Source organism: Fulvivirga sp. (assembly GCF_040218215.1).
Classification (GTDB): Bacteria; Bacteroidota; Bacteroidia; order Cytophagales; family Cyclobacteriaceae; genus Fulvivirga.
The window spans coordinates 23,616-49,618 of the sequence record NZ_JAVJQL010000017.1; the positions used below are offsets into that span (position 1 = coordinate 23,616).

Consider the following 26,003-nt stretch of genomic DNA (forward strand, 5'->3'; position numbering starts at 1 on the left):
ACAATTTAAGAAAAATGTCTTTTAATCAGTAATGAAAGTCACAGGTATTGATACCTCAGTTTTCTCCCACATCATTTTCAACGCGGCATTTTCATTCTTTTGCTCAAAAGCAATGGTGAATGGTTCATATACTACTTTTTCAATTTTTTGAGTAGGCACTTCCACTCTTATTACGTCTGCATTTTCTGAATAGTTATATGCACCCCACTGTCCCAGTTGTTTGTTGAAGATAATTGTCCATCTGTCAATATTAGGAATTGTGAAAATGGTATAAGTACCGGCTGGCAATAGCTGATCTTTCACCTCAAGGTCACCTGTCAAAGTAATTTCGGTAGCTTCATTGGCGCCTGTTCTCCAAACCTGTCCGTAAGGCACTAACTCACCAAATATATTTCTTCCTTTTTTGTGGGGCTGGCAGTAGGTTATTTTAACATAAGTATCCTCGTATTTCATGGTTACAATAGCGGTAGGGCTTGGGCGGGGTGTCACTGCCTCCTGAGCTTTAGAAGCACCAAAAACCAATAGTAAGAGAGTTGTTAAGATAAAAAGTCTGGAATTCATAGCTTTGATTTAGTTTTGTTTGATTTCGATTTTAAAGTTAGTCAACATTCTACCAAATATTATACCGTATAAACAATGATGTAATGGAGAGACCCAAATTTGATGACATTTACATGGAACTAGCGGTAAACCTCGCTAAAAAATCTCATTGTATTAAACGGCATGTAGGTGCTGTTCTTACTAAAGAAACAAGAATTATCTCCATTGGTTATAATGGTCCACCGGCAGGCACACATAATTGTGATGAACAGTGGCCAGAAAAAGGCTGTCCCAGGGACTCGAAAGGAGGTTGTTCACTAGCTATTCATGCCGAGCAAAATGCATTGTTATATGCCGTTAAAAATAAGACCGAAGTGGTAGGTGCCACTTTATATGTTACACTATCTCCTTGCCTGGCTTGCAGTAGAATAATTTTCACCATGGGTGTCACTAAGGTCATCTATCTCAACTCCTATGCTGAATATAAAGGGATAGGCAGCGATGAAGGACTGGATTTCCTAACAAAGTTCGGGGTGGAGGTTGAGCGTTATTCAGGGCAGCTACAGAATGTTACTCATATGATTTAAATCAAACTTTATTCAAACTGGATAATGTATTCATACCTATCCATTTTATAAGTGCCTTTAAATTTTATGAAAGAATTATTAGATAGTTCTTTTGCTGAAAACTCATAAAAACCTAAAACATCCTCATCTCCAAGGTATTTTTCGATCTCAGAATAATTTTTCTGTCGAAATGCATCGTTAATCTCTTTGTGATGAACCCTTAAGACCGGCTCGATTTGTTCAGTTGAAACATCAGAATCCCTTTCAACTAACACCAAAAGGTATTTTTTAACAGCTGATTGATTAAAATTATTCCAATAAATTAGCCTTGAAGGATTTGATTTATCTACATTGAATTGTTTCTGAAGTACAGGTTCACTAAGTGCTGCTGTATCTTTCAATTCATATATTAGAATTAACAGTTCATCATTTTTTGTTGAAATTACGCTTAAATCCTCACTCAAATTGATGGCGGAAATCTTTATGCTAATGCTATCACCAAATTGAAATTTTTCTTCCAAACTATCACGAGATTTAGAATTGGCGCTATTGCAAAAAGTTATGAGGGTGCTTATTAACAGAGGTAAGACGATCAATAATTTTATGTTCATTATGGTCAGATAAAATTCACTTCTGGTGTCAGTTCAATACCAAACTTATCAATTACCGACTCCTGAATTTCTTTTGACAAGGCCGCAATATCACTGCCTTTGCCACCTCCGTAATTTACAAGAACGAGTGCTTGGTTTTTGTGTACGCCAATCCCGCCTCTTTTTAACCCTTTCCAACCGCATTGTTCAATGAGCCATCCGGCAGGTACTTTAATTTCATTTTCGGAAACTATATATCCGGGTATATTCGGAAACTCAATTTTTAACCCCTCATAGTCGATTTTATCGATAGTGGGGTTTTTAAAGAAACTGCCAGAATTTCCTATTTCTTTTGGGTCGGGAAGCTTACTTTGCCTTATGCTGATCACCGCATCACTTACATCTTTTATAGCAGGGTATGAAATGCTTCTTTCCCTCAAAACATCTTGTATTGCGCCATAGGATGTATTGATTTTATGATTTGATTTAGTCAGCTTAAAAGTAACATCAGCTATAAAGTATTGTCCTTTCGCTTCTAGCTTGAATATGCTTTCCCTATATCCAAATTGGCATTCCTCTTTATTGAACAGTCGCGTTTCACCAGTTTTAAGGTCTAAAGCAGTTAGTGATTCAAAGACCTCTTTTATCTCAATGCCATAGGCACCTATATTCTGCATTGGGGCGGCACCAACTGTACCAGGGATAAGTGACAAATTTTCGATACCTCCCCAATTGTTATCAATAGCATGAAGCACAAACTGATGCCAAATCTCTCCGCCACCAACTTTTACAAAAACATGATCCTCATCTTCGCTGACAATATCAATTCCAGTAATCTGGTTTCTAATAACCAATCCGCTAAAATCACGGGTTAATAAAATGTTGCTTCCACCACCAAGTATCAGCACTTCATTATTTTTAAATGCATCTGAAGTAATTACCGATTGCAGTTCAGCTATTGAGTTAACCTCCATGAACAGAGCTGCATTCGAATCCAGTCCGAAGGTATTGAATGGTTTGAGGGATACTTCTTTTTGTATGATCACGCTTGCGAAATAAACAAATTAACCATTAAAAATGGGAAAATGAGATTGGAATTAGTACATTATTACCGATTCTGAAACTAATAAAATAAAATGAAAAAGAAGGAGTGCCCGTCCTGCGCCATGGAAATTGATAACAAAGCAAAGGAGTGTCCCATCTGCGGATATGAATTCGCTACATTCAACACCTCTCAACGTGTCGTAGCAGTTTTGCTGATTTTGGTGATTCTTTGGTTTCTTGTTTTTTAAAATTAAGTGATTTACATCCATTATTTTTTGATAGAATATAGCCTACACTCTCATTTATAATCTATTTTAGAGGTTTGCGATTGAAAATATGACAAAATTAAAATGTTTGCTGCTGTTCGCTTTTTTTGCAGCCATTAATCAATGCGTATTCGCTCAAGAAGTTTTGAGCAATAACCCCACTTCAACTAAATGGAAGCAGATTAAAACACCAGGCTTCAAGATAATCTTCCCTGAAGGTTTTGAACAATCAGCCAATGAGGTGGCCAATACCCTTGAACACATAAGAGAGCCTGAAACCAACACAATGGGCAAGAAGAATCCGAAGAGGATTTCGATTATTCTTCAACGCAATAATGCAGTTTCTAATGGCTTCGTAACACTTGGGCCAAGAAGATCGGAATTTTATACCATGCCACCACAAGATTATAATTTTGCTGGTACCAACAAATGGTTGAGTTTGCTGGCTGTTCATGAATACAGGCATATAGTCCAGTTTCAAAGAAGCAAGACAGGATTAAATAAGGCCTTTTCGATATTGTTTGGTGAAAATACGCAGGCAGGGATGGCCTTTGCTGCTGCACCCAGATGGTTTTGGGAAGGTGATGCTACTTTGATGGAAACGGCAGTGACAAGCAGTGGCCGCGGCAGAATTCCATCTTTTGACAGGGTTTTCAGAACCAACTTGCTTTCCGGAAAGCGATTCAATTACAATAAACAGCATTTACAGTCCTTTAAAGATTACATTCCTGATCATTATAAGCTCGGTTATTACTTTACTGCCCATTTGAGAAAACGCACTAAAAATCCTGAGATATGGAATGATATTGCTAAGAGTGCCTTTAACACCCCCATTATTCCATTTACATTCTCCAATGCCATGAAAAAGCATACAGGAATCTATTTGGTAGAGAACTTTAACATGATGATGGATGACCTGGAAAATACTTGGAGTGAACAAATTGCTGATTTACAGCCATCATCCTATGAAACAATTAATAAGAGAGGGAATGATGTATTTACAGAATATGCTTTTCCCCAGACTCTGGAAGATGGATCCATTGTAATTTACAAAACGGGATTAGGAGATGTTGGCCAGCTGGTAAGGTATGATTCTGAGGGTAATCAAATTGACAGGGTAGTTACAGGTGTCAATAATAACACAGGCATGCTGACGTCAACCCAATACAAGGTTTACTGGAATGAATATGAGTTTGACCCTAGATGGAGGGCCAAATCGTATTCTGTTATTAAGTCTTATGATTTTGCTACTGGCGATCTTAAGCGAATAACAAAGAAGACACGCTACTCTGGTGCAGGCATTTCACCTGATGGGTACAGGCTTGTGACGATAGAGAATGATCTTGAGAATAAGAATAACATTGTAATTCTGGATGCTATTTCTGGCAATGTCATCAAGAAGCTCAGCAACGATACCGATGCTCAATATGGTATGCCAAGCTATAGTGCAGATGGTGAATCAGTAGTAATGATTAAAATTACAGAGACCGGTAAGTCAGTAATAAGTATTAATGTTGAAACAAGTGCTCAGACAACACTGATTGAAGAAAGCAATGAGAATATTGGCTATCCCGTTCTTACTGACCAGTACCTGTTTTATAATTCCCCATTCAATGGAATAGATAACATTTATGCTTTGGAGCTTACTACTAAAAACAGGTTTCAAATAACGAAAAGTAAGTTTGGTGCATATAACCCCAACCTGTTAGATGATAAGACATTAGTTTATAATGAGCATACGCCAAACGGTTTAGACATAGTCAAGGCCGAATTGGCACCAGGTAGCTGGACTCCATTAGAAAACGTAGTGGATAGAAATGTTAGATACTATGAAGAGATCGTAGAGCAGGAGGGGCATGCAGATTTATTAAGTGGAGTACCCGATAAGCAATACGAGACAAAGAACTATAGCAAACTGGGACATGCTGTCAACATTCACAGCTGGGGACCTTTTGCCTCAACCGATGTAAACAATATACAGGCGGGCATTTATTCACAGGATGTACTTAGTACAACTAAAATGTCTGTAGGATATGCTTATGATGTGGAGGAGGAGACAGGTTATGCATCCGCTAAATTTAGCTACCAGGGTCTGTATCCTATTTTTGATCTGGAAATTCAGAAAGGCAACAGGACTTCAAACGAAGGCGTTATAAATGGAGAAGAGTTAATTTTTGATTGGAAAGAAGAAGGAGCTCTTGGAGAGTTAACCGTTCCATTACTCTTAACAAGGTCTAAATATAACAGGCAATTAAATTTTTCAGCAGGAGTGGGTTATACTGATGTTTATGATTTTGAGAATAGTGTTTTAGGTTCAAGCCGTCTGGCTCCGATTAGTGATACTTTGGCTTTTTTCTTTAGGGATATCCAAAGCAATGGCAAGTTGTTTTATAACAAGCTTGGTTTAACTTTTAATAATTTTTTTAAAAGAAACAGCAGAGACATACTTAGCCAATGGGGTCAATCAGTGGCATTAGAGTCTTATAAATCTGCGTACAATAGTGATTTTGAAGGAAGTCTATTTGCTCTAAGAATGGCAGCATACTTCCCATCACCGTTGCAATTAATAAGCACGAATGTCTTTAAACATCACGTTCTTAATTTTAGGTACGGTTATCAAAATAGATTGGGTGATTTGTCATCTAACCTTTATTACTTTAGGAATAGGATCAATAAACCCAGAGGGTACAGCTATCCTCTGCATGATGAGTTTGCGTCATTCTCAGCCAACTATACCTTTCCTTTAATCTATCCTGATATAGCACTAGGTCCTTTTTTAAATATTCAGAGAATCAGGGCTAATGCGTTCATGGATTTTGGACGAGGTATAGGGAAGAACTATTTTGTTGAGTATCAGGAGAATGACCCATTAGTGTATTTTAATAGCAATACTGAAGATTATCAATCAATTGGTGTGGAAGTTTTGGTCGACTTTAATGTGTTGAGATTTCCTACCATGATATCTACTGGAATAAGATATAGTTATTTAACAACAACGAATGAAACTAACCTCGAGTTTGTTGTTATTGATGTCAGCTTTTAATTTACAATTATGACTTTATTTTTATTTGAATAAAGTCTTTTAACACCTATTTTTGAACGCTTAATTAAGAACTAAAGATTATGGCCGAAGTTATAAGAATGCCCAAGATGAGTGATACCATGGAAGAAGGTGTGATCGCTTCATGGTTGGTGAAAGTTGGAGATGAAATAAAGTCTGGGGATATATTAGCAGAGGTAGAGACTGATAAGGCTACTATGGAATTGGAGTCTTATGAAGACGGAGTATTACTTCATATTGGTGTAAAAGAAAAAGAGTCAGTGCCTGTTGATGGTATTATTGCCATCTTGGGAGAAAAGGGCGAAGATATAAGTGAACTATTGAAAGGTGGAGATAGTGCCCCTGCTAAAAAGGAAGCTGAGGCATCGGCAAGCGCAGCTTCTGCCGCGCCAGTAGCTGAGGCAATAGACACTTCTGATATAAACGCACAGGTAATCACCATGCCTAAAATGAGTGATACCATGACTGAAGGTACAATTGCTTCATGGTTGAAGAAGGTAGGTGATAAAGTTTCTGCGGGAGATATTTTGGCTGAAGTTGAGACTGACAAAGCTACTATGGAACTTGAAGCCTATGAGGATGGTACATTACTGTACATTGGAGTTGAAGCCGGTAGTTCAGTGGAGGTAGATGGCGTAATTGCTATCATCGGAGAAAAGGGAGCGGATTACGAGACTTTATTGAAAGCTCAAAAGGCGAAGCCAAGTGCCGATGCTGCAGCTTCAAAAGAAACACCCGCACCTGAATCAGGATCAACTCCCGCACCTGAGGCAGCTAAGCCTCAAACAAATGGCCAATCATCTGCTACTGATAACGGAAGAATAAAAGCATCTCCTCTGGCTAAGAAAATGGCTGATGAGATGGGGTATGACATAAGCCAGATAAAAGGAAGCGGGGATTTTGGTAGAATAGTAAAACGCGATGTAGAAGAGTATAAGCCGTCAGCAGCACCTGCAACTGCTTCAGAATCTGGAGGTCAGGCACCTGTTGTATTGCCATCTGTGGTAGGAGAAGAATCTTACGAAGAAGTGGCAGTTTCTCAAATGAGAAAGACAATTGCTAAGCGTTTAGCTGAAAGTAAGTTTACAGCTCCTCACTTCTACTTAACAATGGAGATTAACATGGATAATGCTATTGAAGCAAGAAAGTCCATGAACGAGTTTGCCCCTGTTAAGATCAGCTTTAATGATATTGTTATTAAAGCTGTGGCCGCTGCACTAAGACAGCATCCAAAAATCAATTCTTCATGGTTAGGAGATAAAATAAGATACAACAAGCACATACATATAGGTGTGGCGGTAGCAGTTGATGAAGGCCTTTTGGTTCCTGTTATCAGGTTTGCTGACAGCAAGTCCTTATCGCACATTTCTACTGAGGTAAAGGACTTAGCTGGTAAGGCTACAAAAAAACAACTTCAACCGAGCGATTGGGAAGGAAATACATTTACCATCTCGAACCTTGGAATGTTTGGTATTGAAGAATTTACTGCGATTGTCAACCCACCAGATTCATGCATTTTAGCAGTAGGTGGTATCAAAGAAACCCCTGTTGTTAAAAACGGCCAGGTAGTGCCGGGTAATACAATGAAGGTTACACTATCTTGTGACCATAGGGTCGTAGATGGAGCTTTAGGAGCGGCATTCTTACAAACCTTGAAAGGGTTGTTAGAGAATCCGGTGAGAATATTAGTATAAGAATAGAAACTGATGAACGACAGCACGACCACAAGTCGTGCTTTTGTTTTTAATAAGGAAATACAAATGACAAAGATAAGATCTACCACAGTATTGGCTGTGATACATAATGGAGAAGTGGCAATAGGTGCTGACGGACAGGCTACAATGGGTAACTATGTGGCTAAGAGCAATGTGAAGAAGATTAGGAAACTGCTTGATGGCAAGATTGTAACTGGTTTTGCAGGCTCTACCGCAGATGCATTTACTCTTTTAGAAAGATTTGATGAGAAACTAAAAGCCTATAGCGGTAGCATGAAACGGGCTGCTATAGAGCTGGCCAAGGATTGGCGAACGGACAGGTATTTAAGAAAGCTGGAAGCCATGCTGATTACGGCTGATAAAGATGAGTTACTTGTGGTTTCAGGAACAGGTGATGTCTTAGAACCTGACAATCAGGTTGCTGCCATAGGCTCAGGTTCTATGTACGCTCAGTCCGCAGCATTGGCGTTAAAAAAGCATGCTACACATCTTTCTGCTGAAGATATAGTTAGGGAAAGCTTAAATATAGCCGCTGATATCTGTATTTATACCAATCATAACCTGATCATTGAAAAAATAAAATAGCATGAGCGACCTCAGTATATTTCACAATCCCAGGTGTGGAAAAAGCAGGGATACACTAGCCATTCTCAATGACAAAAACCTTGAAGTGGAGGTTATTGAGTATTTAAAAACACCTCCAACCGAAGTTGAACTCAGGGCAGTTATGAAAAAGCTGGGAATCAAACCAGAGGAATTGGTCAGGAAAGGAGAGGCAGTTTATAAGGAGAATTATAAGGGAAAACAGCTAACTGATGATGATTGGATCAAGGCCATGGTTGAGCATCCGATATTAATTGAAAGGCCAATAGTTATCAAAGGAGATAAAGCTGTTATTGGCAGACCTCCGGAGAATGTTTTAATGCTTATTTAGGTTAATCATACTTTATCAAGTTAAGCCCTGGTGTCTTGCTGAGCTTGTTGAAGCATGTTTATAATGAGATTTCGACAGGCTCAATCTGACATTCTTGGGCAATCTGATGAAACATTACAAAGTAGGGTTAATCAAGCATCAAAGTGAATCAATAGCTGCTCTTATAACATTACAACTTTTTATAATTTCTGCATCGGTAATGTTCAAAGGAGGTGCAATTCTGAAGCTATTAGGGCAGGAGAGAAACCAAAAAGTGATTATACCTTTTTCAAGACAGCTACTAACGATTTTACTTACTTCATCAGCGGTCTCAAATTCAATGGCGAAAAACAAACCTATCCTTCTGATTTCTTTTATTCTCGGGTGTCGTAACAACTCTTCAAAGCGTTGACCTTTCGATTCTACACTTTCCAAAAGTCTTTCATTTTCAATCACCTCTAAGGTTGCATTCGCTGCGGCACAGCAAACTGGGTTGCCTCCAAAAGTCGTGATATGGCCTAGCATGGGATCATGTGTTAATGCCTGCATCATATCATGGCTCGATATAAACGCGCCTATGGGTAGTCCACCTCCAAGGGCCTTTGCGGTGGTTAGTATATCAGGTACAACATTGAAATGTTCAAAGGCAAACAGCTTACCTGTTCTACCCATTCCTGATTGTATTTCGTCAAAGATCAGAATAGCACCCGTTGCTGTGCACTTATCTCTTAAGGCTTGCATATAGGCTTGGTCAGGTATTCTTACACCGGCATCACCCTGAATGGGTTCCACTATTACACCGGCTGTCTGATCAGTAATTGCATCCAGTTCATCAATTTTGTTGAAATTGATGAACCTAACATCAGGTAAAAGAGGCCTAAAGGCAAATTTTTTATATTCATTTCCAGAAACACTTAACGAGCCATGCGTACTGCCGTGATAAGCACCTCTAAAGGCTATAATCTCTGAACGGCCTGTGAAACGCTTTGCAAGCTTTAAAGCGCCTTCATTGGCTTCTGTACCACTATTTACAAAGTAACAGCAGTTAAGCTGCTCAGGTAGCAGGCTTGTCAAGGTCTCTGCAAGCATATTTGGGCTTGACTGCACAAACTCGCCATACACCATTACATGCATGTGTTTGTCCAGCTGTTCTTTAAGGGCATTAATTACATAAGGGTGTCTATGGCCAATAGCACTAACACCAACCCCTGAAATCAAGTCCATATACTTTTTTCCATCAGGTGTATGTAAGTAGATGCCTTCTGCTGATTCAATATCCAGCAGAAATGGGGAGGAAGTTGTCTGAGCTAATTTATCTAGAAAAGTTTTATGGCTGAAATTCATTAAGCAAATCTAATCCAATGCTGCAAATTAGAATACTGTAAAATCAACTCTTCTTTCGTTTTGTTTCTTGTCCGAGGCTTGTGCTTCTTCTGAATGTTCTTCTCCGTAACCAACTACTGAAATATGGTCATCATGAACGCCCATTTGAATCATAAGCTCACGAATCCTTTCCACTCTTTTTATAGACAAGGCAACATTGGCCTTAAAATCCCCTACATGATCTGTATGTCCTTCTATCAAAATTATTTTTCCTTGCAGCGCATATTCAACCGCCACAAGAAATGGATCCATATCTACAAAGGCAAATTCATCCTGACCAGTGACAAAGTATAGAGGTTCTAATTTAATTGGTTTTTCATTTTCAAAATTCTCTAGTTTTTTTTCTACTTCTTTTCTTATTTGCTCATGTTTGGCAGAAGTAGGGGCAGGCAGGTTATTCTTTTTTAATACTTCATCTTCCACATTATGCTTTTCATCCAAATCCATTTTATCTATATCTGGTTTGGTATCTGTGCTGGCCACAGGTTGAGGTTTTGGTTTGGGTGCTGGTTTTGAAGGGGTTTCATTATAGTCAACTTCTGCCATTGGTCTTGATTCCCAACCTTTATTCTTCGAAGCTATAACTTTCCTGTTTTTGTAGTTGGTTTTCTTTTTAAAAAGCTGAAAACATTGGGTGTTTGCCGGTTTCGTGGAGCTGGCATATCGCTTCTTATAGTAAGCCCTGTTATTTCTTTGATGCGCACTTTTTGTCTTCCTCTGACCTGAGGCGCATGAGCTCGCAAAAAAAGTCACAAGCAAAAAAATGATCGCATGTAACGCAAACCTTCTGTAGTACATTTTAATTATGTTGGTTTCTAACAATCTGCAATATCACTTTTCTAATGAAGTATGTCAAATTAATGTTAGCCTTAATCCTACATTAATTATCTATTTATCAGATAGTCAGTTACTTGTATTGAATAAGTATAAATGAATAAAAAATTGTACTTATTCTATTTTTACCTGATATTATTTTCTATGCGCCTGTTAATCAATGATTTATAGACTTTAAGTTTATAAAAAAGTGATTTATTTCTTACATCAATTTAACACGTTTTGGTTAAAAATAATTTGATTAAACTGCTGATAATTAAACTTTTAATATCAGTAACGATATCAAAACAGATTAATGAATCAGTTTTTTTGTAGCAGGGTTGTAGAATTTAAGCCTCGATTTTTTATATTCGGTTAGCAAAACTTGAAACTATGGCAACAAAAGGATTAAAAAGATCTAAGAGCAATGCAGTACTTGGGGGTGTATGTGCAGGAATAGCTGATTATTTAGGATGGGATGCCGGAAGGGTCAGGCTTTTGTATGTTCTGCTTTCAATTCTTAGCGTAGCGTTCCCAGGAGCTTTGGTCTACCTTATCCTGTGGGTAGCCATGCCTGCTGAGTAATTATAAATTATGCAATTTTAGAAACTCCTTAACATTTGTTCTTACAGCATTGGTTGCATTGCCGTCAAAAGGAGCGGTGGCTATGGCTTTAAAAAGTTCACCAACTACGCCCGCTTCAAAACCCAATCTTTGTGCATAGACTGCGGCCACTTCCAACTCAATGTCTTCTACAATATTGTCCATGTATATCATATGCACCAGATGATATATAGCCTCCATTTTTTCAACTTTGCTTTCTGCGTCATGAAATTCCAACCTATCAAATTCACCTTCAATTTTATGAAGATCTTCCTGACTCAAATTAAGTTGGGCACTCCACTTCATGAGGCAAGCCACGTACTTACTTTCAATTTTATCCTGACTTAGAAATAAGGCCAGAATATTGAAAAAACTATCTTTTATGGATTGTAATTCTTGTGCGTTTAGATTCATAAGTGAAAGCAGTAAAAGCTTAACCAAGACATACTATCAATTAACAAAATAAATTGATAATTAGTCACAAATAATCTGATTTTTTACACTATTCATAGACAAACCTCTATCTAATGCACGTTTGAGGTCGAGGCATGCCCTGTCTTTTTGGCCAAGGTTATATTTGGCCCTTCCTCTGAGGAAATACATTTCCGATCTTTCAGGTCGTAAAAAGATGGCCCAGTTACAATCTTTGATTACTTCCTCATAATTGGACTGTTTAAACATAAGTTCAGCCCTTATTTTGAACATTTCAAAGTATGACTCAGGCACCTCTTTAGGGTCAATGATAAATTCGAAAGCGTCACCATAGGCATCGCTCTGGTATTTTTTAAAGGTGTATCTGGCCTCAGTGTAGTAGTCAATTGCTTTTTCTATATTGTTTAACTTGTATTGATAGAGCTCTGCAATTTTTAACATTAATTGGAGGTTGCCTGCATCCCTTATTAAAATATAATCATAAGCATGGGCTGCTTTTCTATATTCCTCAAGCTTCATGTAACACTCAGCCATCAACTGCCATGTTTTTAACCTCATAGGGTGCTGAAAGTCCCTAAGCACTTCTAGCTTGCTAACAGCCTTTGAGTAATCTGCTTCATTAAATTGATTTACCGCCATAATATTCAGATTGCTTAGCATCTGATCTTTGGCCTCATAGAACTTGTGCTCGATAGGATTGTCACTTTCGAGTTTGATAATCATCTCCAATGATTCCCTATATTGACCTTTGTTGTACAAGGTCTGTGCTTCAGCTACTTTTTGATTATTGTATTGCTCAATTCTTGCAGCCTCCTTCTCATCCAAATATTGATTGATTTTTGCAAAACTTACAGCTATGGCCGCAAAAGCTATAACTACAGCAAAAGCTAATACCTGATTTTTAAAATAATTTTTATCAACTTTATAAACAGGGGCAGTCTTGTATCTTGGAGCGTTACGCCAATCATATCGCCCATACCTGTTATAAACATTGGTTTCTTTTGGGGGCTGTCTTGGAGGCGGTTTTGGGGTAGTGTAAACGTGTTTAGTTTGATATGAATAGTTGAGAAGGAAGTCGTACCTATTCTTTTTTTGAGGGTCTATTAAAGTTTGATAGGCCTCATTAACCTGTTTAAACTGTTCTTCTGCCCATTTATCACCAGAATTACGATCAGGATGGTATTTTAACGCAAGCTTTTTATAGGCCGCTTTAATAGTGCCAGGGTCAGCTGATCTTGGAATGCCTAAAATCTGATAAAAATCAAGCATACATTAAGTTACTAAACAATCACTTTATTTTTTATTGATGACTTTACCTTTTTTAATCAGCCTTAGATAGAAGTATAGGGTAACACTAACAATTATTAATGATATAAACTGTGAGTTGGATAAATAACCATCAATTACAAAACCGCGACTTAAATCGCCTCTAAACTCTTCTATTATTGATCTGCCAATAGCATAAAGAATAAGATAGGAGAGGAAAAGCTGGCCTTCAAACTTTTGATATTTTTTAATTATCAGAAGTATCAACAATATCAGCAATATCATGCCTGAACTATAAAGTTGAGTAGGATGCAGTGGGGTGTTCAATGGAGCAAGGCAGGCTTCATCAGTAAATACAACAGAAAGCGGTCCGTGCCACTCTACACCATGACAACAGCCAGCCATAAAGCAACCTATTCTCCCAAAGAAGTGAACAATACAAGTTGTAATGGCCATTATATCCAGCATAGGGTAGAGTGGCAGCTTATGCTTTTTGAAAAACCACAACATAGCGGGAATGCAAAAAAGCAATGATCCATAGAAAACGAACCCTCTGCCGGTTAATAAGGCACTTAGGTTATTGGCATAATATCCAGGTTTTTCAAAAAAGAGGAACAGTTTACCTCCAACTATGGCCGCTACCAATAATAGAAGAAATAATGAGTTGATTTGATCAAAATTGGTATTGAATTGCTTTTTGGATTGCCACCAGACATAAGTAACCCCGCATATGGCACCTATTACAATAAAAAACCCGTACGAATAAATCGTAAAAACATCGCCTATTTTAAATATTACCGGGTTCATCTATAATTTCTAATTGGTTTGCAATTTGAGCCTCTTTTAATACCAAATTAAGGTTATTTGCGGAATGATTTCAAAGGGCTTAAAATACATGATTTTGGCAACATTCTTATTTGCATTAATGAATGTATTTGTCAAAATGATTCCAAATATACCGGCTGTTCAGGTTGTCTTATTTAGGTCTGTTGTTTCTTTAGTACTTAGTGCGGCATTTCTGAAAGGACAGCGTGTTAATTTATGGGGTAATAATAAGAAGTTGCTTCTGCTAAGAGGGGCATTCGGTTCAGTGGGGTTGATATTGTATTTTTATACCTTGCAAGCCATGCCTCTTGCTAGTGCAGTTACCATTCAATTTTTGGCGCCTATTTTCGCTACTATATTGGGTATTTTTATAGTCAGGGAAAAGGTAAAGCCTTTACAGTGGTTCTTCTTTTTACTGGCATTTACAGGAGTGGTACTAGTAAAAGGCTTTGATCCGAGAATAACTCCCTGGTTATTTTTAGTAGGTATTATATCGGCATTGTTCTCTGGACTGGCATATAATGTCATCAGAAAACTCAAACTGACTGAACACCCTCTGGTTATTGTTTTTTACTTTCCTCTGGTCACCATACCTTTTGCAGGCATATGGTCTTATTTCAATTGGGTAGTGCCTACTCCAGTTGAGTGGGGGATATTACTAATAGTAGGTGTGCTTACGCAATTGGCGCAATACTTTATGACTAAGGCTTATCAAGTAGAGGAGCTTTCTAAAGTGTCCAGCCTACAATACATAGGTATTATTTACGCTCTTGGTTTTGGTTTTGTACTGTTCGATGAGCTTTTCAATGTTATGTCTTATGTAGGAATGGCCATTATGCTAATTGGTGTGTTTGCCAATGTGTGGTATAAAAACCGTATCTCCAGAGTATAAAAAAAGCCATCCGCTAGCTGGCGGATGGCTTTTCAAAATATTGATTATTCAATTAGGCAATCTTGGAAATAAGGTCAGCCACCCTGTTAGAGTATCCAGCCTCGTTGTCATACCAGGAAACAACTTTTACTAGGTTTCCATTAACTGAAGTCATTTGAGAATCAAAAATAGAAGAATGTGGGTCTCCTACAATATCAGAAGACACAATTGGATCTTCAGTATATTTCAAAATTCCTTTCATAGGGCCTTCAGCAGCAGCTTTCATTGCAGCATTGATTTCTTCGATTGTAGTTTCTTTTTTCAAGATACAAACCAAGTCAGTTAAAGAACCAGTTGGAGTAGGTACGCGTACAGCGTTACCATCAAGTTTACCTTTAAGATCAGGTAGCACAAGACCAACAGCCTTTGCAGCACCGGTAGTAGTAGGTACAATATTGATAGCAGCAGCCCTGGCTCTTCTCAAATCCTTGTGAGGCGCATCCTGAAGATTTTGATCAGAAGTATAAGCGTGGATTGTAGTAATGAAACCCTTATCAATGCCAAATTTGTCGTTCAACACCTTGGCCACAGGGGCAAGGCAGTTTGTAGTACAAGATGCATTAGACATGATAGTCTCGCTACCAGTTAGGATATCATAATTAACGCCTAAAACCACAGTAGGAATATCGCCTTTAGCTGGTGCAGAGATAACCACTTTCTTAGCTCCGGCAGTTATATGTTTAGAAGCACCCTCTTTGTCCACAAAAAAGCCAGTAGACTCTAAAACAATATCAACACCAAGTTGAGCCCAAGGTAAGTTAGCCGGGTCGCGCTCAGCAGTTACTTTTATTGCCTTTCCATTTACTTTAAATCCGTCTGCAGTTACTTCTACAGTACCATCAAACCTGCCATGAATAGAATCATACTTTAATAAGTGTGCAAGAGTGGTAGTGTCTGTAAGGTCATTGATAGCAACAACTTCAACATTGTCTTTAGCCAGCAATGATTTGAAGGCCAATCTACCGATTCTACCGAAACCGTTAATCGCTACTTTAGTCATTTTTATTGGGGTTATTAGTTATTTTTTCGATTAGGGCTCAAAAATACAATACCCAAATACTAAAACCAATTAATAAAATGTCTATTAGCCGATATATTTGAAGATCGGAAAAGGGCTGATTTCCTCAATCGAATGAAACGGCTTATTTGGACAAATTGGATATTGAAATAATTGAGGATTTTTCTGATGATAAAAAAAAAAGTAAAAAATTTTAACCCAAGATTTTGCATTATTAATTCACGGTAATATATTTGCACCACCTTAAACAAAAGGCCCGTTCGTCTAGGGGTTAGGACGCCAGGTTTTCATCCTGGTAACAGGGGTTCGATTCCCCTACGGGCTACTAATAAAACGCTGTAATTCAATGAGTTACAGCGTTTTTTTTTGTTTGAAATATCTGACTGAATCCTGCTGTTTATCTATTTACTTTGGTTTCATTGCTATACCTTCGGTTTTCAAAATCTAGGGCAAAGGAATTTCTGAATGCAATTGAGCCTTCCTTTGAGTTTTCTGACAGGCATTTTTTTCTGATTATATTATTGGCAATAGGGTCATTAATTTTTTAACCTCTAAAGAAGGGTTCTAAATAGGTTATATGAATTAGGCATGAATGGACTATTAAACTTAAAAATTAGAGTCTAACAGTTACGAAGTGCAAGAATAAATACCGTTCAATAAAAGGATATTCCTTTTATTAGCCCATAAAATGCGATCCTAACAACTCGCATGAAGAGCAAATTAAGTTATCTCAACTCAATATTTTTAGTTCGTATCCATTTCTCGGCAGATGAAATGGAATCAAATAATACTGTTGGAACTTTCTTATTTCCACTTTTATGCAGTTCAAAAGAGGATAGTTTGGAAAATAAATCTGGCGAAAGAATACTTACATTATACCTTAATCCAAAGTTATAGGCCTCACTAAACAGTTCATTATTGATCCAGTCTATAAGGTTTATCCATGCTACCTCTAGTTCTTTGGTGTTATGCACATGAAAGTGACACTTTTTTCGCCAGCCAAATTTAACTTGCCAGTCTAACATGAGCAGAGAAGCTGATTTAATTTCTTCATCACTACATTTACCCACCCATTTCATTAATAGATAATTCTTTAATGGCTCATAGCTAAGTTGCGCATAAACCTCATTGTTTTTATTAATGATTTTTTCTAGAATTATCATGGTAATATAATATTCAAGGTCAACATGTGATTTGCTGACCTTGAAATCAATTAGTCAAAAATAAATTATTCTTTTATTTCTTAAGGTATTAAAAACTCAACTCCATAATCAGGTGCATATTTAAATGCCGCAGCAACATCTAACTTAGTAATATCGGGCACTACATTTAGGTTCGGCATTTTTGTAAGCTCTTGTAGTGGTGTGCCTACCTTTTTGAAGTATTGTTCTAACTGTCCGGGTGTTATAATTACTATCATTTTACCCATCTTGTTACCAACATTTTTGAACGTATGTAAGGCATTGGATGGCACATGAATAACGCTACCGGGCAACACTTTAAATGGGCTTGCAAGATCATTTAAAACAAATTCAAATTCGCCTTCCAGAATGTAAAAAACCTCTTCATCCATATGTTTGTGTGGGGGTGGCCCACCCAATGGTGGTACACTTTCTTCAAAAATGGAATACTGACCATTCGATGATGTTTGTGTAGCAATCAATTTAATTACATTTGTAAAAACAAGTAGCTGCTCATTTTTATCACCCAATTTGTTTTCGCTTAATGTGTTTGTCATTATTAAATTTATTTTAGTTTATGCAAAACACGGAAGCGCTGTTAACTTAACACTTGATTTGAATCAAGAAAGGTTTATTCTATAGTGCTGTTACGAGATCTGTACCTGCTGAGAGTTTCTGGAGTGATGGATAAATAGCTGGCGATGTACTGCAGAGGCACTCTTTTGAAAATTTTAGGATGTTCCTCTGTTAATTTTCTAAATCTAATTTCCGGAGGATCTGTTATAAGAGACCGTTCTCTATTTTCCATTTTTATTAACTGATCTTCAAGGATTACCTTTCTTAAGTACTCCCACTCACCATGTTTTTGAACTAGCCAATTTAGCTGGTCATGCTCGATAGTCGCTATCTCACTCTTTTCTAATGCTATTATATTAAACCTGCAAGGAGTCTTTGATAGAAAACTGGCAATAGAACCAATAAAGTCGTTATCAAATGCAAAACCTTTTACGACCTCCTTTTCATTTACATTATAGTACATTTTAAATGTTCCCCTTGCCACCAGTCCAACCTCATTACATGTTTGCCCTTCCGATATAAAATATTGATGCTTATCTATTGTTCTTACATGCACAGTTTCTAAAAAGGTGGCTAGAGCAGCTTCAGATGGTTTGAAGACTGACTTAAGGTTGTTTATTAACTGATTCATTTATGATGATTCTTTAATTTCTTGATTTGAATCAAGAAAGATAATTGAGTACAAATTTAATTTTGCAAGAAGATATTCAATCATTATATCCATTTAAACCTGACATTTTCAATAAAAATATGCAGAGAGATTGTCATCTTCTAACTCATTTAATCAAATTAAAAGTTTTGAAATTTTTACTTACCAGGCTTTGTTTACTTGTTTCCTTTCTACTGATCATCAAAATAGGGAATGCTCAAAATACCTCGGAGCTATGGGGCGAGACTACGGCCGTGCCTATATTAGATAATGATAGGTTGCTATGTCTGGCAGCGTCAGGGCAAAGTTTATATGCTGGAACCACTAATGGCATATATGTTAGTAGCGATGAAGGAACCAGTTGGCAACCACTTAATTCTCCATTAGTTCCGATTTACCAACTAAAAATTAATAAGGGAATAATGTGTGGGTTGAGCGTTGATAATCGGTTAGTTGTGTCTATTGATGGAGGTGAAAATTGGAAGAGTAAAATTGTAGTCGGAGCAGAGGCGATCACTGATATTCTAATTTTAGACGATGGTGTTATCTATGCCGGAACAGGAAATGTAATAACTGTGAATGGAGTTGCACGATTTGAAGGGAACGGTTTGTACAGATCGACAGACTATGGTGATTCCTGGAGTTTAGTAAAAACAGGTGTATCAGATAGTCAGTATATAAGTCATGTTATAAAAGATTCTAAAGGGCATTTAATAGTAGGGTACAATGAGTTATCAGCTCTTGATGGCCGAATCGTTTACTCGGAAGATGCAGGAGAGACCTGGCAAAACATACCTGATATTCTATTTGACTGGGGAGGTTCCAAGGCAACTTCCAACATTGCCCGGATAACTCATTTGTCTTTTGATCAACATGATAATCTCTTTTTGTCCTTTCAAGGAGCGCTGGAAAGAGCTGCTACCTCTGTCAACCTTAGAAGTTCCTATGAGCTTGCCAAAGCAGGAGTTGAATGGAATCATGTAAACATTGTGGGTTATGGGTATCCATGGTTTTATATGGAATCCTATAATATGTTCACTTCAAAATGCGGAGATACTTATTCCAGTCTCTTAGGAATGTCATTTAACTTGTCGGGTATTTTTTATAAGCCCCACGGTAATGAAGAATTTAATCGTGAGAGCATAGAGCCTATTTACTTTGATGATGGAAGCTTTTACTTCAACTATGTTTCGTTTGCTGAATTGAGTAATGGAAAAGTATTTGCTATTCAGCAATTAGACAAATATGTATATTACTCTAATGCCATGACTTGTATGCCAGTTGGCCTTCCTGAGACTCCGCCAGACTTACAATTTGAAATCTTCCCAAATCCGGTAACTGATTACTTTACCATTCATTATGATGGCCTCGAAATGGCTGACTTATCTATTATTTCTATTGGCGGAGAAAGGAAAGTCGTTACAAAAATTAATAATGAAGATATTATTTACACATCTGACTTTGAGCTTAATCAAGGTGCCTATTTGTTGGTGCTTCAAATTGGAAGCAAAAGATATTTTCATAAGCTGTTAATCGCTCGCTAAACAATACTAATCTTTAATAATAAAATCATGAGAATTTCGACTTTGGAAAAAACGAGGTTGACAGAAATTATAGATTGCATACAACAGTCATTTGCAAATTACTTTGTGCCAATATCAACTGATATAGAATACTGGAATATAAGATTTAAAGGTGCCAGGGTTAATTGGAACCTGTCTTTCGGTGCATTTGATAATCACCGATTAGTAGGGGTGGTAATTCATGGTATTGACAATTATCATGGAAAGCCCACTGCTTTTAATTTATGTACGGGGGTTATTGAAGAATATAGAGGTCAAGGCATCATAGATGCCATTTATAAAGAAGCTGCGACATTGTTAAGAAAATTCAATGTTTTGGAATGCAGACTTGAAGTCATAAAAGAAAATAATGCTGCCATAAAGCTGTATACAAGACTTGGTTTTGAATGTAAGAACTCCTTTTTATGCTTTCATGGAAACATAAATAAAAGGGATTGTTCGGGTCATATTCAGCAGACGACTTTGGATAACCTAATAGCTATTAGTAAACATGATGACTTAAACTATTCATGGGAAAACAACTTTTCTGCCATAAAACAAAATGAAGAATGCTACGAATATTACATAGTACTTGCTAATGATCATCATGTTATAGGTTATTTCATCATTAATCCGAAAAACTCCTATATAGTGCAAATTGAGGCTTTGCAAGACGAAAATTTGCATTGGGTACTTGAAGCACTCGGTGAAAACTTTAATGAGGCGAGATTGAACAATGTTAATGAAGGGAATAGGTTAAGGGTAGAAAAATTACTACAAAGCGGGTTGGGTGTAAGTCTAAAGCAATATGAAATGGTCAAAGTGCTTGATTCATGGTATGATTTTATATAGGAATACGAAATTTTAATTCGCAACTCTATAGAATTTTTCAACTACTGGATTAGGATTTGAAGAGTACAATACTTCTCTGGAAGAAGATTTGTCTAAAGATATACTTGATTTAAAATGGACATTTTTAAAATATAATATGAGAAATGTTTGTTTTGATTTAACTGGCAGAAATAGATAGAATTGACTTGCAAAAAGATTGAAATTAAAAGATAAGCAAGACATGATCTTCAATTTTACCTCATTCGTCAAATATCTCAATACTATATTAGATCAGTTAGTATTGAATGAAAAATAGTATGCTGATTGTAAATAATCTAAAATGTCTCAAAATAAAGATGCTATAGTTTAATACTACGTTACTTTTGATTTTTTAATTGAATTAATATTGAGTTTGTAAGGTACTGAATTGAGCTCTTCCATAGTTAACCTGGCCATTAAAAAGCAAACTGAAGATTCAGCGCCCTCATTTAGGTTGACATTGTTTGTTTCCAGACCATCATAACAGCCTCCTGTCAAGGGGTCATACATTACTTGTCTTATTTGGTTATTGCCCAAAAACCAACTAAATGCTCTGGTAGCTAATATGTGATAATGTTCAATGTTTAAAATTTGGAAAAAGACTTTAAGTGATAGGATGGTATAGGATACATCAATTGGCTGTTCTCCATGCGACTCCTGAATATTGTCTCTTTGTAACCACCCTCTATTAGAAATAACCTTTATATACTCCTTTAAAAAAATATGTGAGATTAAAAAGTTCATTGTACTTATTCCAATGTTCCTGTATATTAATCTTCCTGTAATGTCATAGGCAAGTATTAGGGCTTCAGGAAGGATACTGTTGGCATAAGTAAAAGAGTTTTCAAACCATGTCCAGTTATTCCCATAGGTAGCAATAAATCTCGCAATCAATTTGTCTGCCAATTGGGCTATAAGCCTTTTGAGTTCTTCAGACGGATGAATTTCATAAAAAGCATGCAAGCCCTTTATTACAAATGCGATTGCCCGTGGAGAAGATGTTTTTGATAACCAAGGAGACGTATTTTTAAGACAGGAGTCGGCCTTTTCAACTATGGATTTTGGAAGATGTGCTCCATTGGCAACAACAAAACCCAAAGCCCAAATGGCACGACCGTTCGAGTCTTCCAAATTTACATAATGGTTGAGTTTGTGAAACTGCTTTTGATAATCCACATAATTCTGAAATGTACCATCTTCATTTTGACAGTATTCTATAAAATCTAGATATGTTGAAATGTAAGATAGCACCTCGTGATCAGCAGAGTTTTTATAATACATAATCAGCGCTATTAAGGCACGCGCATTGTCATCAAGGGTGTATCCACTTGATGGATCAGGCTTGGTAATCTTACTAAACTGGATCATACCAAATTTATCAGTAAGCTTTAGAATATGATCAATGTTAATTTCTGGTTTTCTATAATTTACATTTTGGGTTGGGACGGTCATTTGAAAAATATCATGATAAGCAATGGCTATATTTTCCCACCTGGTGGTTCTTGTTTTTTGATAGGCATGCAGGGCCATTTGTTTTCTTTTTAAGCGGTTTTTCAGTAAAGGTGTAAGGGTTTTGATCAGCGATTTTGGGTTTTCAAAATCAAAGAACCTGCCTGATTTTTTGTCAAGTTCTTCCATAGCATGAGGTATTGGTGTAGAAATAACAGGACAGCCGCAACTCATGGCATAGGCGAATGTGCCACTTACTGCTTGGTGTGGGTCTTTTGAGCTGAAGATATAAATGTCAGTAAGTTTTAAGTATTCCAATAATTCCTTTAATGAAAGGTATCTATTAACAAATTCCACATGGTTTTGAAGCGCAAGTTTGTCAACCAGCTTTTCTAAATATGAGCGATAGCTTTCTCCCTCGTTCTTGATAATTTCAGGGTGCGTCTGGCCAAGGATTAGAAACTTTATTTTTGGGTGTGATTTTATCAGATCAGGCAAGGCAAGGATGGTGGTTTCAATGTTTTTATTTGGACCGAGCAAACCGAAAGTGGAGAGTACAATCTGGTCAGTGTATCCGTATCTTCTTTTTAAGGTATTTTGGCCGTTCCAGGATATATGATGTGTGCCATGTGGAATAACGTGCACCTTCTTACTTATGATTCCGTAATCTTTGGCCAACAGAAGGGCGGAGCTTTTGGTCATTACCAATAATTTACTGGAATGTATATCAATCTCTTTTATAATGAATTTTTGTTCTTTATTAGGATTGGGAAGCACTGTGTGAAATACTGTTATTATTGGTTTTTTAATCAGCGGCAGCAAGTCTAAAAGAAGATTGCCATACTTTCCGCCCCACAGTCCAAACTCATGTTGCAGGCATACCAGTTGAATATTCGGGTCATTATTGATTTTTGCCCCGGTTTTCAAAATATCAATTGGGCTATTGGTATTTAGTTGGTAAATGACTTCCTCCGGATATACATGATTATTATGATTTGAATTTTCCAGGGCACAGACCCTTAGTTCATAATTGCCGCTGAATTTATCATGGATTGCAGTAATCAAATCTTTACTAAATGTTGCAATGCCACACGGCCTTGTTGGATATGAAGTCAAAAAAAGAACAACTGGTTTATTAGGATACTGACTCATATTATTTCTTTTTTGATTTAATTAATTCATTTATAAGCGCATCGAGTTTTACTTGTGCTACCCCTACACTTTCGTCAGCAGCACCATAATAGATATATAGATCATTGCCAAACAAGGCACTCCCTGTGGGGAAGATTACATTGTTTACATAGCCCTCTTTTTCCCAAGGGAGTTCTGGCGAAATTAGTGGATAGGGTAGCCGCGCTATTTCAATGACTGGGTTTTCAAGATCGAGTAAAGCAGCTGATGCATGATATACATTGCCCTTTGCAGTGGCTTCTACGGCATGATAGATAAAGAGCCAACCTTCTTCTGTTTCAATAGGGGGGCATCCACCACCAATGTGGTTGGATTCATGTGGAAGCTCAGGATCCATTACTACATGATCGCAAAGCTTAATAAAATAATGCTCCCAGAAATCTAAATTCAATTCTTCAAAACTATTGAACATCACCAGCTGAATACCAGGGTGAATGCGATGCAGCAAAGCAAATTTACCGTTGATTTTTCGTGGAAAAAACATCAGGTTTTTATCCCAAACCAGTAGTTTGCTGGCCACTTCCGGTCCTAAGCCGTGCTCTTTGAATAGTTTATAATGGAAAAGATATTTGTCAGAAAGCCCGTTACTACATTCTATGAAGTGTTTGTATTCGCGATATGTGAACTTTGGGGTGATAATACCTTGCTTATGGAATTCAATTAAATTTTTGCTTGTGGCGTATGCCCCTCTCACATTTGTGTTGTCATAAGCTGAGTATGTGAGGTAGTATGTATCTTTTATTTTGGTAATTCTGGGGTCTTCTACGCCTTGGGATTCATATGGCCTTTCTGGAAAGATCAGCGGCTTGTCATGTCGTTCTTGTACAGTCATAGGACCATTTAATTTGCAATATCCAATACTGGAATAATTACCTGTTCTTACAGCCCTGTAAAATAGATGGACAATATCACTATCAGGCTCCTTATAAACTGCAGGATTAAAAGCACCTTCATTCTCAAAACCATGCTTGGTTTTGGTTATTAATCTGGTTTTGTTCGTGACGTTTATCATGGTGCTTAAAGTTGAGTGTTTTAAATAAAAACAGCCATGATACCCGTCAATGCCACCTATGATACCAGTCATTCAACTTGTAAGTCATAGGCTCTAATTTTGATAAAATAAAGAACACAAAACAAAAAGGGAATGAAACCAATTGTCAATCTAAACGACTTAATGCAAGAAAAGCTTTGCACCATCTATGACAGTGAAAAGCAATTAAAAAACAAACTTCCTCTAATCCTTAAAAAAACCACAGATGGGAGGTTAAGGAATCTAATAGGCACCTTTGTTGAAGAACAGGAGAATCAAAGATGGAGATTGAAGCAGGTTTTTGAAGAGTTGTTTTTGCAAAAGAGTGGGAAGGAATGTGAGGCAATTAAAGCAATGTTGGATGAAATCAAAGAGTTGGATCAGTGCTGTATGGATACTGAAGTGATGGATGCGGGAATTATCACCACCTTACAGCATGTTATTCACTATCAAATAGCTGATTACGGGGCTGTTTCTAATTATGCTAATACTTTGGAATTATTTAAAGTGGCCAACAAAATCCATTTGAATCTTGAAGAAAAGAAAATCATGGATAAAAAGCTGGCTATACTTGCAGAGGAATGGGTTAATTTGAAAGCCAAAGAAGTCAGGGTTTAATTATTTTTCAGGAATGGTTAGAATGGGTAAAGGTAAATGCTGTACTAGTTCTTTTGAAACACTATCATGCCACAGCCACTTAAAAAAATTATATTTCCGTGGCATTATGGCCATTAAATCGGGTTTGTTTTTATTTATATAACTTGATAATCCAGACATGATTGAACTGTGTTCTATTGTTTGGAACTCGTGATTAACACCACTAAAATAATCGTCTAGTTTGGTGGATTCATAAATCTCTAAAGTATTCTTTCTAGTGTCTGAGGTTTTAACGTGAAATATTTCCAATTTGCTATTATAGGCATAAACAAGGTCCAATAGAATATCAAGTGTTGATGTATGCTCTAGGAGTTTGTAGTCTACTCCAAAACCTATTTTATGCGGTGGTATATATGGGCAGTTTTCCGGTATGGTTAACAGAGGAAGCTTGCTATTAGATATGACATGGTATGTAAAGGATCCTACTAACTCGTCAAATGGTCTATGTGCACCCTCAGTGCCCATAATTATCAAGTTAATATAAAACTCATCTATTGCCCAATATATGGCATCCTTAGGAGTTTTTTCAGTAATGAGAATATCATTTATAATACTTGAAACATTAGGCTCATTGTCTAAGATGGCAGATATCTTTTCAATATGTCTTTGCTTTTGTTCTTCAACCATTTTAGAAGTGAGAATATTACCATTATCGAGTGCATGAATAATTAATAATTTAGCCTCGAATTGTTTGGCTAGTTGCCCAGCGTATCTAAGGGCATTAATGGAACAATCAGAATAATTAATAGGTACAAGAATTTTTTTTATCCTCATGACATCTGTTTTTTTAATGTTCTAAGCTCTAATTATTTCAATCCAAACACCATGATCCACCTCAATGCCAGTATTGATATCAGTCACTACTAGAGTTC

At 37.0% G+C, this 26,003-nt stretch carries 26 protein-coding genes and 1 tRNA gene; 12 read left to right on the forward strand and 15 right to left on the reverse strand.

Annotated elements, in window-relative coordinates:
* Window positions 1-21 precede the first annotated feature (21 nt).
* Window positions 22-561 (reverse strand): DUF2911 domain-containing protein, encoded by a 540-nt coding sequence (locus tag RIB54_RS12945; protein WP_350063209.1) that lies wholly within the window; start codon window positions 559-561, stop codon window positions 22-24.
* 83 nt (window positions 562-644) lie between these two features.
* Here RIB54_RS12945 and RIB54_RS12950 point away from each other — a divergent pair, with 83 nt between their 5' ends.
* Window positions 645-1,127 (forward strand): deoxycytidylate deaminase, encoded by a 483-nt coding sequence (locus RIB54_RS12950; RefSeq protein ID WP_350101298.1) that lies wholly within the window; start codon window positions 645-647, stop codon window positions 1,125-1,127.
* 8 nt (window positions 1,128-1,135) lie between these two features.
* Here RIB54_RS12950 and RIB54_RS12955 read toward each other — a convergent pair whose 3' ends face one another.
* Together RIB54_RS12955 and murB are read right to left on the reverse strand one after the other, a co-directional pair.
* Window positions 1,136-1,627, reverse strand: a complete 492-nt coding sequence (locus tag RIB54_RS12955) for a hypothetical protein (protein ID WP_350101299.1) — start codon at window positions 1,625-1,627, stop codon at window positions 1,136-1,138.
* 95 nt (window positions 1,628-1,722) lie between these two features.
* Window positions 1,723-2,742, reverse strand: coding sequence for a UDP-N-acetylmuramate dehydrogenase (gene murB, locus RIB54_RS12960; RefSeq protein WP_350063212.1), 1,020 nt, complete (start codon window positions 2,740-2,742; stop codon window positions 1,723-1,725).
* Window positions 2,743-2,832: 90 nt separating this feature from the next.
* On the opposite strand from murB, the gene RIB54_RS12965 reads away from it, so the two are divergent.
* From RIB54_RS12965 to arsC, 5 genes are all read left to right on the forward strand, one after another.
* Window positions 2,833-2,988 carry a zinc ribbon domain-containing protein gene (locus tag RIB54_RS12965; protein ID WP_350063213.1) on the forward strand — a complete coding sequence of 52 codons (156 nt, stop codon included), beginning with the start codon at window positions 2,833-2,835 and terminating at the stop codon, window positions 2,986-2,988.
* 88 nt (window positions 2,989-3,076) lie between these two features.
* A complete protein-coding gene (locus RIB54_RS12970) occupies window positions 3,077-6,049 on the forward strand; it encodes a hypothetical protein (RefSeq protein WP_350101300.1) in 2,973 nt (990 codons plus the stop codon).
* An 80-nt stretch (window positions 6,050-6,129) separates the two neighbouring features.
* Window positions 6,130-7,761 (forward strand): pyruvate dehydrogenase complex dihydrolipoamide acetyltransferase, encoded by a 1,632-nt coding sequence (locus RIB54_RS12975; protein ID WP_350101301.1) that lies wholly within the window; start codon window positions 6,130-6,132, stop codon window positions 7,759-7,761.
* Between the two features lie 66 nt (window positions 7,762-7,827).
* Window positions 7,828-8,367: an ATP-dependent protease subunit HslV gene (gene hslV / locus RIB54_RS12980; protein WP_350063223.1), complete on the forward strand. Its 540-nt coding sequence runs from the start codon at window positions 7,828-7,830 to the stop codon at window positions 8,365-8,367.
* A 1-nt stretch (window position 8,368) separates the two neighbouring features.
* Complete coding sequence (gene arsC / locus RIB54_RS12985) at window positions 8,369-8,716, forward strand: arsenate reductase (glutaredoxin) (protein WP_350063216.1); 348 nt, start codon at window positions 8,369-8,371, stop codon at window positions 8,714-8,716.
* Window positions 8,717-8,854: 138 nt separating this feature from the next.
* Here arsC and RIB54_RS12990 read toward each other — a convergent pair whose 3' ends face one another.
* Together RIB54_RS12990 and RIB54_RS12995 are read right to left on the reverse strand one after the other, a co-directional pair.
* Entirely contained in the window at window positions 8,855-10,039 is a 1,185-nt protein-coding gene (locus RIB54_RS12990) for an aspartate aminotransferase family protein (protein WP_350101302.1), read from the reverse strand.
* A gap of 27 nt (window positions 10,040-10,066) precedes the next feature.
* Window positions 10,067-10,876, reverse strand: coding sequence for an OmpA family protein (locus RIB54_RS12995; RefSeq protein ID WP_350101304.1), 810 nt, complete (start codon window positions 10,874-10,876; stop codon window positions 10,067-10,069).
* Window positions 10,877-11,284: 408 nt separating this feature from the next.
* Here RIB54_RS12995 and RIB54_RS13000 point away from each other — a divergent pair, with 408 nt between their 5' ends.
* Window positions 11,285-11,476 carry a PspC domain-containing protein gene (locus RIB54_RS13000; RefSeq protein WP_350101305.1) on the forward strand — a complete coding sequence of 64 codons (192 nt, stop codon included), beginning with the start codon at window positions 11,285-11,287 and terminating at the stop codon, window positions 11,474-11,476.
* Here the strand turns inward: RIB54_RS13000 and RIB54_RS13005 are convergent, their stop codons facing one another.
* Genes RIB54_RS13005 through RIB54_RS13015 form a run of 3 tightly spaced genes read right to left on the reverse strand, consistent with a single transcriptional unit; the run spans window position 11,477 to window position 13,999 of the window.
* Window positions 11,477-11,908, reverse strand: coding sequence for a hypothetical protein (locus RIB54_RS13005; RefSeq protein WP_350063220.1), 432 nt, complete (start codon window positions 11,906-11,908; stop codon window positions 11,477-11,479).
* 60 nt (window positions 11,909-11,968) lie between these two features.
* Window positions 11,969-13,195: a tetratricopeptide repeat protein gene (locus RIB54_RS13010; RefSeq protein WP_350101306.1), complete on the reverse strand. Its 1,227-nt coding sequence runs from the start codon at window positions 13,193-13,195 to the stop codon at window positions 11,969-11,971.
* Between the two features lie 24 nt (window positions 13,196-13,219).
* Window positions 13,220-13,999 carry a prolipoprotein diacylglyceryl transferase gene (locus RIB54_RS13015; protein ID WP_350101307.1) on the reverse strand — a complete coding sequence of 260 codons (780 nt, stop codon included), beginning with the start codon at window positions 13,997-13,999 and terminating at the stop codon, window positions 13,220-13,222.
* Window positions 14,000-14,063: 64 nt separating this feature from the next.
* On the opposite strand from RIB54_RS13015, the gene RIB54_RS13020 reads away from it, so the two are divergent.
* Complete coding sequence (locus RIB54_RS13020) at window positions 14,064-14,909, forward strand: DMT family transporter (protein WP_350101308.1); 846 nt, start codon at window positions 14,064-14,066, stop codon at window positions 14,907-14,909.
* A gap of 52 nt (window positions 14,910-14,961) precedes the next feature.
* On the opposite strand, the gene gap is transcribed toward RIB54_RS13020, so the two are convergent.
* Window positions 14,962-15,954, reverse strand: coding sequence for a type I glyceraldehyde-3-phosphate dehydrogenase (gene gap / locus RIB54_RS13025; RefSeq protein ID WP_350101419.1), 993 nt, complete (start codon window positions 15,952-15,954; stop codon window positions 14,962-14,964).
* A 265-nt stretch (window positions 15,955-16,219) separates the two neighbouring features.
* Between gap and RIB54_RS13030 the strand changes: the two genes are divergently transcribed.
* Window positions 16,220-16,291, forward strand: a tRNA-Glu gene (locus RIB54_RS13030).
* Window positions 16,292-16,691: 400 nt separating this feature from the next.
* On the opposite strand, the gene RIB54_RS13035 is transcribed toward RIB54_RS13030, so the two are convergent.
* The 3 genes from RIB54_RS13035 to RIB54_RS13045 form a co-directional block, all read right to left on the reverse strand.
* Window positions 16,692-17,129 (reverse strand): hypothetical protein, encoded by a 438-nt coding sequence (locus tag RIB54_RS13035; protein ID WP_350101309.1) that lies wholly within the window; start codon window positions 17,127-17,129, stop codon window positions 16,692-16,694.
* Between the two features lie 80 nt (window positions 17,130-17,209).
* A complete protein-coding gene (locus RIB54_RS13040) occupies window positions 17,210-17,704 on the reverse strand; it encodes a cupin domain-containing protein (RefSeq protein ID WP_350101310.1) in 495 nt (164 codons plus the stop codon).
* Between the two features lie 74 nt (window positions 17,705-17,778).
* On the reverse strand, window positions 17,779-18,354 hold the full coding sequence (locus RIB54_RS13045; RefSeq protein WP_350101311.1) for a Crp/Fnr family transcriptional regulator: 576 nt from the start codon (window positions 18,352-18,354) through the stop codon (window positions 17,779-17,781).
* 167 nt (window positions 18,355-18,521) lie between these two features.
* Between RIB54_RS13045 and RIB54_RS13050 the strand changes: the two genes are divergently transcribed.
* Both RIB54_RS13050 and RIB54_RS13055 read left to right on the forward strand, forming a co-directional pair.
* The gene (locus tag RIB54_RS13050) at window positions 18,522-19,916 is read left to right on the forward strand and encodes a T9SS type A sorting domain-containing protein (RefSeq protein ID WP_350101312.1); all 1,395 of its coding nucleotides are present in this window, start codon (window positions 18,522-18,524) and stop codon (window positions 19,914-19,916) included.
* A gap of 27 nt (window positions 19,917-19,943) precedes the next feature.
* Entirely contained in the window at window positions 19,944-20,786 is an 843-nt protein-coding gene (locus RIB54_RS13055; protein WP_350101313.1) for a GNAT family N-acetyltransferase, read from the forward strand.
* 351 nt (window positions 20,787-21,137) lie between these two features.
* Here the strand turns inward: RIB54_RS13055 and RIB54_RS13060 are convergent, their stop codons facing one another.
* Both RIB54_RS13060 and RIB54_RS13065 read right to left on the reverse strand, forming a co-directional pair.
* Entirely contained in the window at window positions 21,138-23,405 is a 2,268-nt protein-coding gene (locus tag RIB54_RS13060) for a glycosyltransferase (RefSeq protein ID WP_350101314.1), read from the reverse strand.
* A 1-nt stretch (window position 23,406) separates the two neighbouring features.
* Entirely contained in the window at window positions 23,407-24,528 is a 1,122-nt protein-coding gene (locus RIB54_RS13065) for a glycoside hydrolase family 130 protein (protein WP_350101315.1), read from the reverse strand.
* A 60-nt stretch (window positions 24,529-24,588) separates the two neighbouring features.
* Here RIB54_RS13065 and RIB54_RS13070 point away from each other — a divergent pair, with 60 nt between their 5' ends.
* A complete protein-coding gene (locus tag RIB54_RS13070) occupies window positions 24,589-25,092 on the forward strand; it encodes a YciE/YciF ferroxidase family protein (protein WP_350101316.1) in 504 nt (167 codons plus the stop codon).
* Here RIB54_RS13070 and RIB54_RS13075 read toward each other — a convergent pair whose 3' ends face one another.
* Entirely contained in the window at window positions 25,093-25,905 is an 813-nt protein-coding gene (locus RIB54_RS13075) for a universal stress protein (protein ID WP_350101317.1), read from the reverse strand.
* Window positions 25,906-26,003: the final 98 nt, after the last annotated feature.

Bases quoted from the DNA above. Each gene is read 5' to 3' on its own strand.
- RIB54_RS12945 (WP_350063209.1), bottom strand. From the start codon at position 561: ATGAATTCCAGACTTTTTATCTTAACAACTCTCTTACTATTGGTTTTT.
- RIB54_RS12995 (WP_350101304.1), bottom strand. From the start codon at position 10,876: ATGTACTACAGAAGGTTTGCGTTACATGCGATCATTTTTTTGCTTGTG.
- arsC (WP_350063216.1), top strand. From the start codon at position 8,369: ATGAGCGACCTCAGTATATTTCACAATCCCAGGTGTGGAAAAAGCAGG.
- RIB54_RS12970 (WP_350101300.1), top strand. From the start codon at position 3,077: ATGACAAAATTAAAATGTTTGCTGCTGTTCGCTTTTTTTGCAGCCATT.
- RIB54_RS13045 (WP_350101311.1), bottom strand. From the start codon at position 18,354: ATGAATCAGTTAATAAACAACCTTAAGTCAGTCTTCAAACCATCTGAA.
- hslV (WP_350063223.1), top strand. From the start codon at position 7,828: ATGACAAAGATAAGATCTACCACAGTATTGGCTGTGATACATAATGGA.
- RIB54_RS13065 (WP_350101315.1), bottom strand. From the start codon at position 24,528: ATGACTGGTATCATAGGTGGCATTGACGGGTATCATGGCTGTTTTTAT.
- RIB54_RS13060 (WP_350101314.1), bottom strand. From the start codon at position 23,405: ATGAGTCAGTATCCTAATAAACCAGTTGTTCTTTTTTTGACTTCATAT.
- RIB54_RS13010 (WP_350101306.1), bottom strand. From the start codon at position 13,195: ATGCTTGATTTTTATCAGATTTTAGGCATTCCAAGATCAGCTGACCCT.
- RIB54_RS13055 (WP_350101313.1), top strand. From the start codon at position 19,944: ATGAGAATTTCGACTTTGGAAAAAACGAGGTTGACAGAAATTATAGAT.
- RIB54_RS13000 (WP_350101305.1), top strand. From the start codon at position 11,285: ATGGCAACAAAAGGATTAAAAAGATCTAAGAGCAATGCAGTACTTGGG.
- RIB54_RS13070 (WP_350101316.1), top strand. From the start codon at position 24,589: ATGAAACCAATTGTCAATCTAAACGACTTAATGCAAGAAAAGCTTTGC.
- RIB54_RS12950 (WP_350101298.1), top strand. From the start codon at position 645: ATGGAGAGACCCAAATTTGATGACATTTACATGGAACTAGCGGTAAAC.
- RIB54_RS12975 (WP_350101301.1), top strand. From the start codon at position 6,130: ATGGCCGAAGTTATAAGAATGCCCAAGATGAGTGATACCATGGAAGAA.
- RIB54_RS13020 (WP_350101308.1), top strand. From the start codon at position 14,064: ATGATTTCAAAGGGCTTAAAATACATGATTTTGGCAACATTCTTATTT.
- RIB54_RS13040 (WP_350101310.1), bottom strand. From the start codon at position 17,704: ATGACAAACACATTAAGCGAAAACAAATTGGGTGATAAAAATGAGCAG.
- RIB54_RS13005 (WP_350063220.1), bottom strand. From the start codon at position 11,908: ATGAATCTAAACGCACAAGAATTACAATCCATAAAAGATAGTTTTTTC.
- RIB54_RS12965 (WP_350063213.1), top strand. From the start codon at position 2,833: ATGAAAAAGAAGGAGTGCCCGTCCTGCGCCATGGAAATTGATAACAAA.
- RIB54_RS13035 (WP_350101309.1), bottom strand. From the start codon at position 17,129: ATGATAATTCTAGAAAAAATCATTAATAAAAACAATGAGGTTTATGCG.
- RIB54_RS12990 (WP_350101302.1), bottom strand. From the start codon at position 10,039: ATGAATTTCAGCCATAAAACTTTTCTAGATAAATTAGCTCAGACAACT.
- RIB54_RS13015 (WP_350101307.1), bottom strand. From the start codon at position 13,999: ATGAACCCGGTAATATTTAAAATAGGCGATGTTTTTACGATTTATTCG.
- RIB54_RS13075 (WP_350101317.1), bottom strand. From the start codon at position 25,905: ATGAGGATAAAAAAAATTCTTGTACCTATTAATTATTCTGATTGTTCC.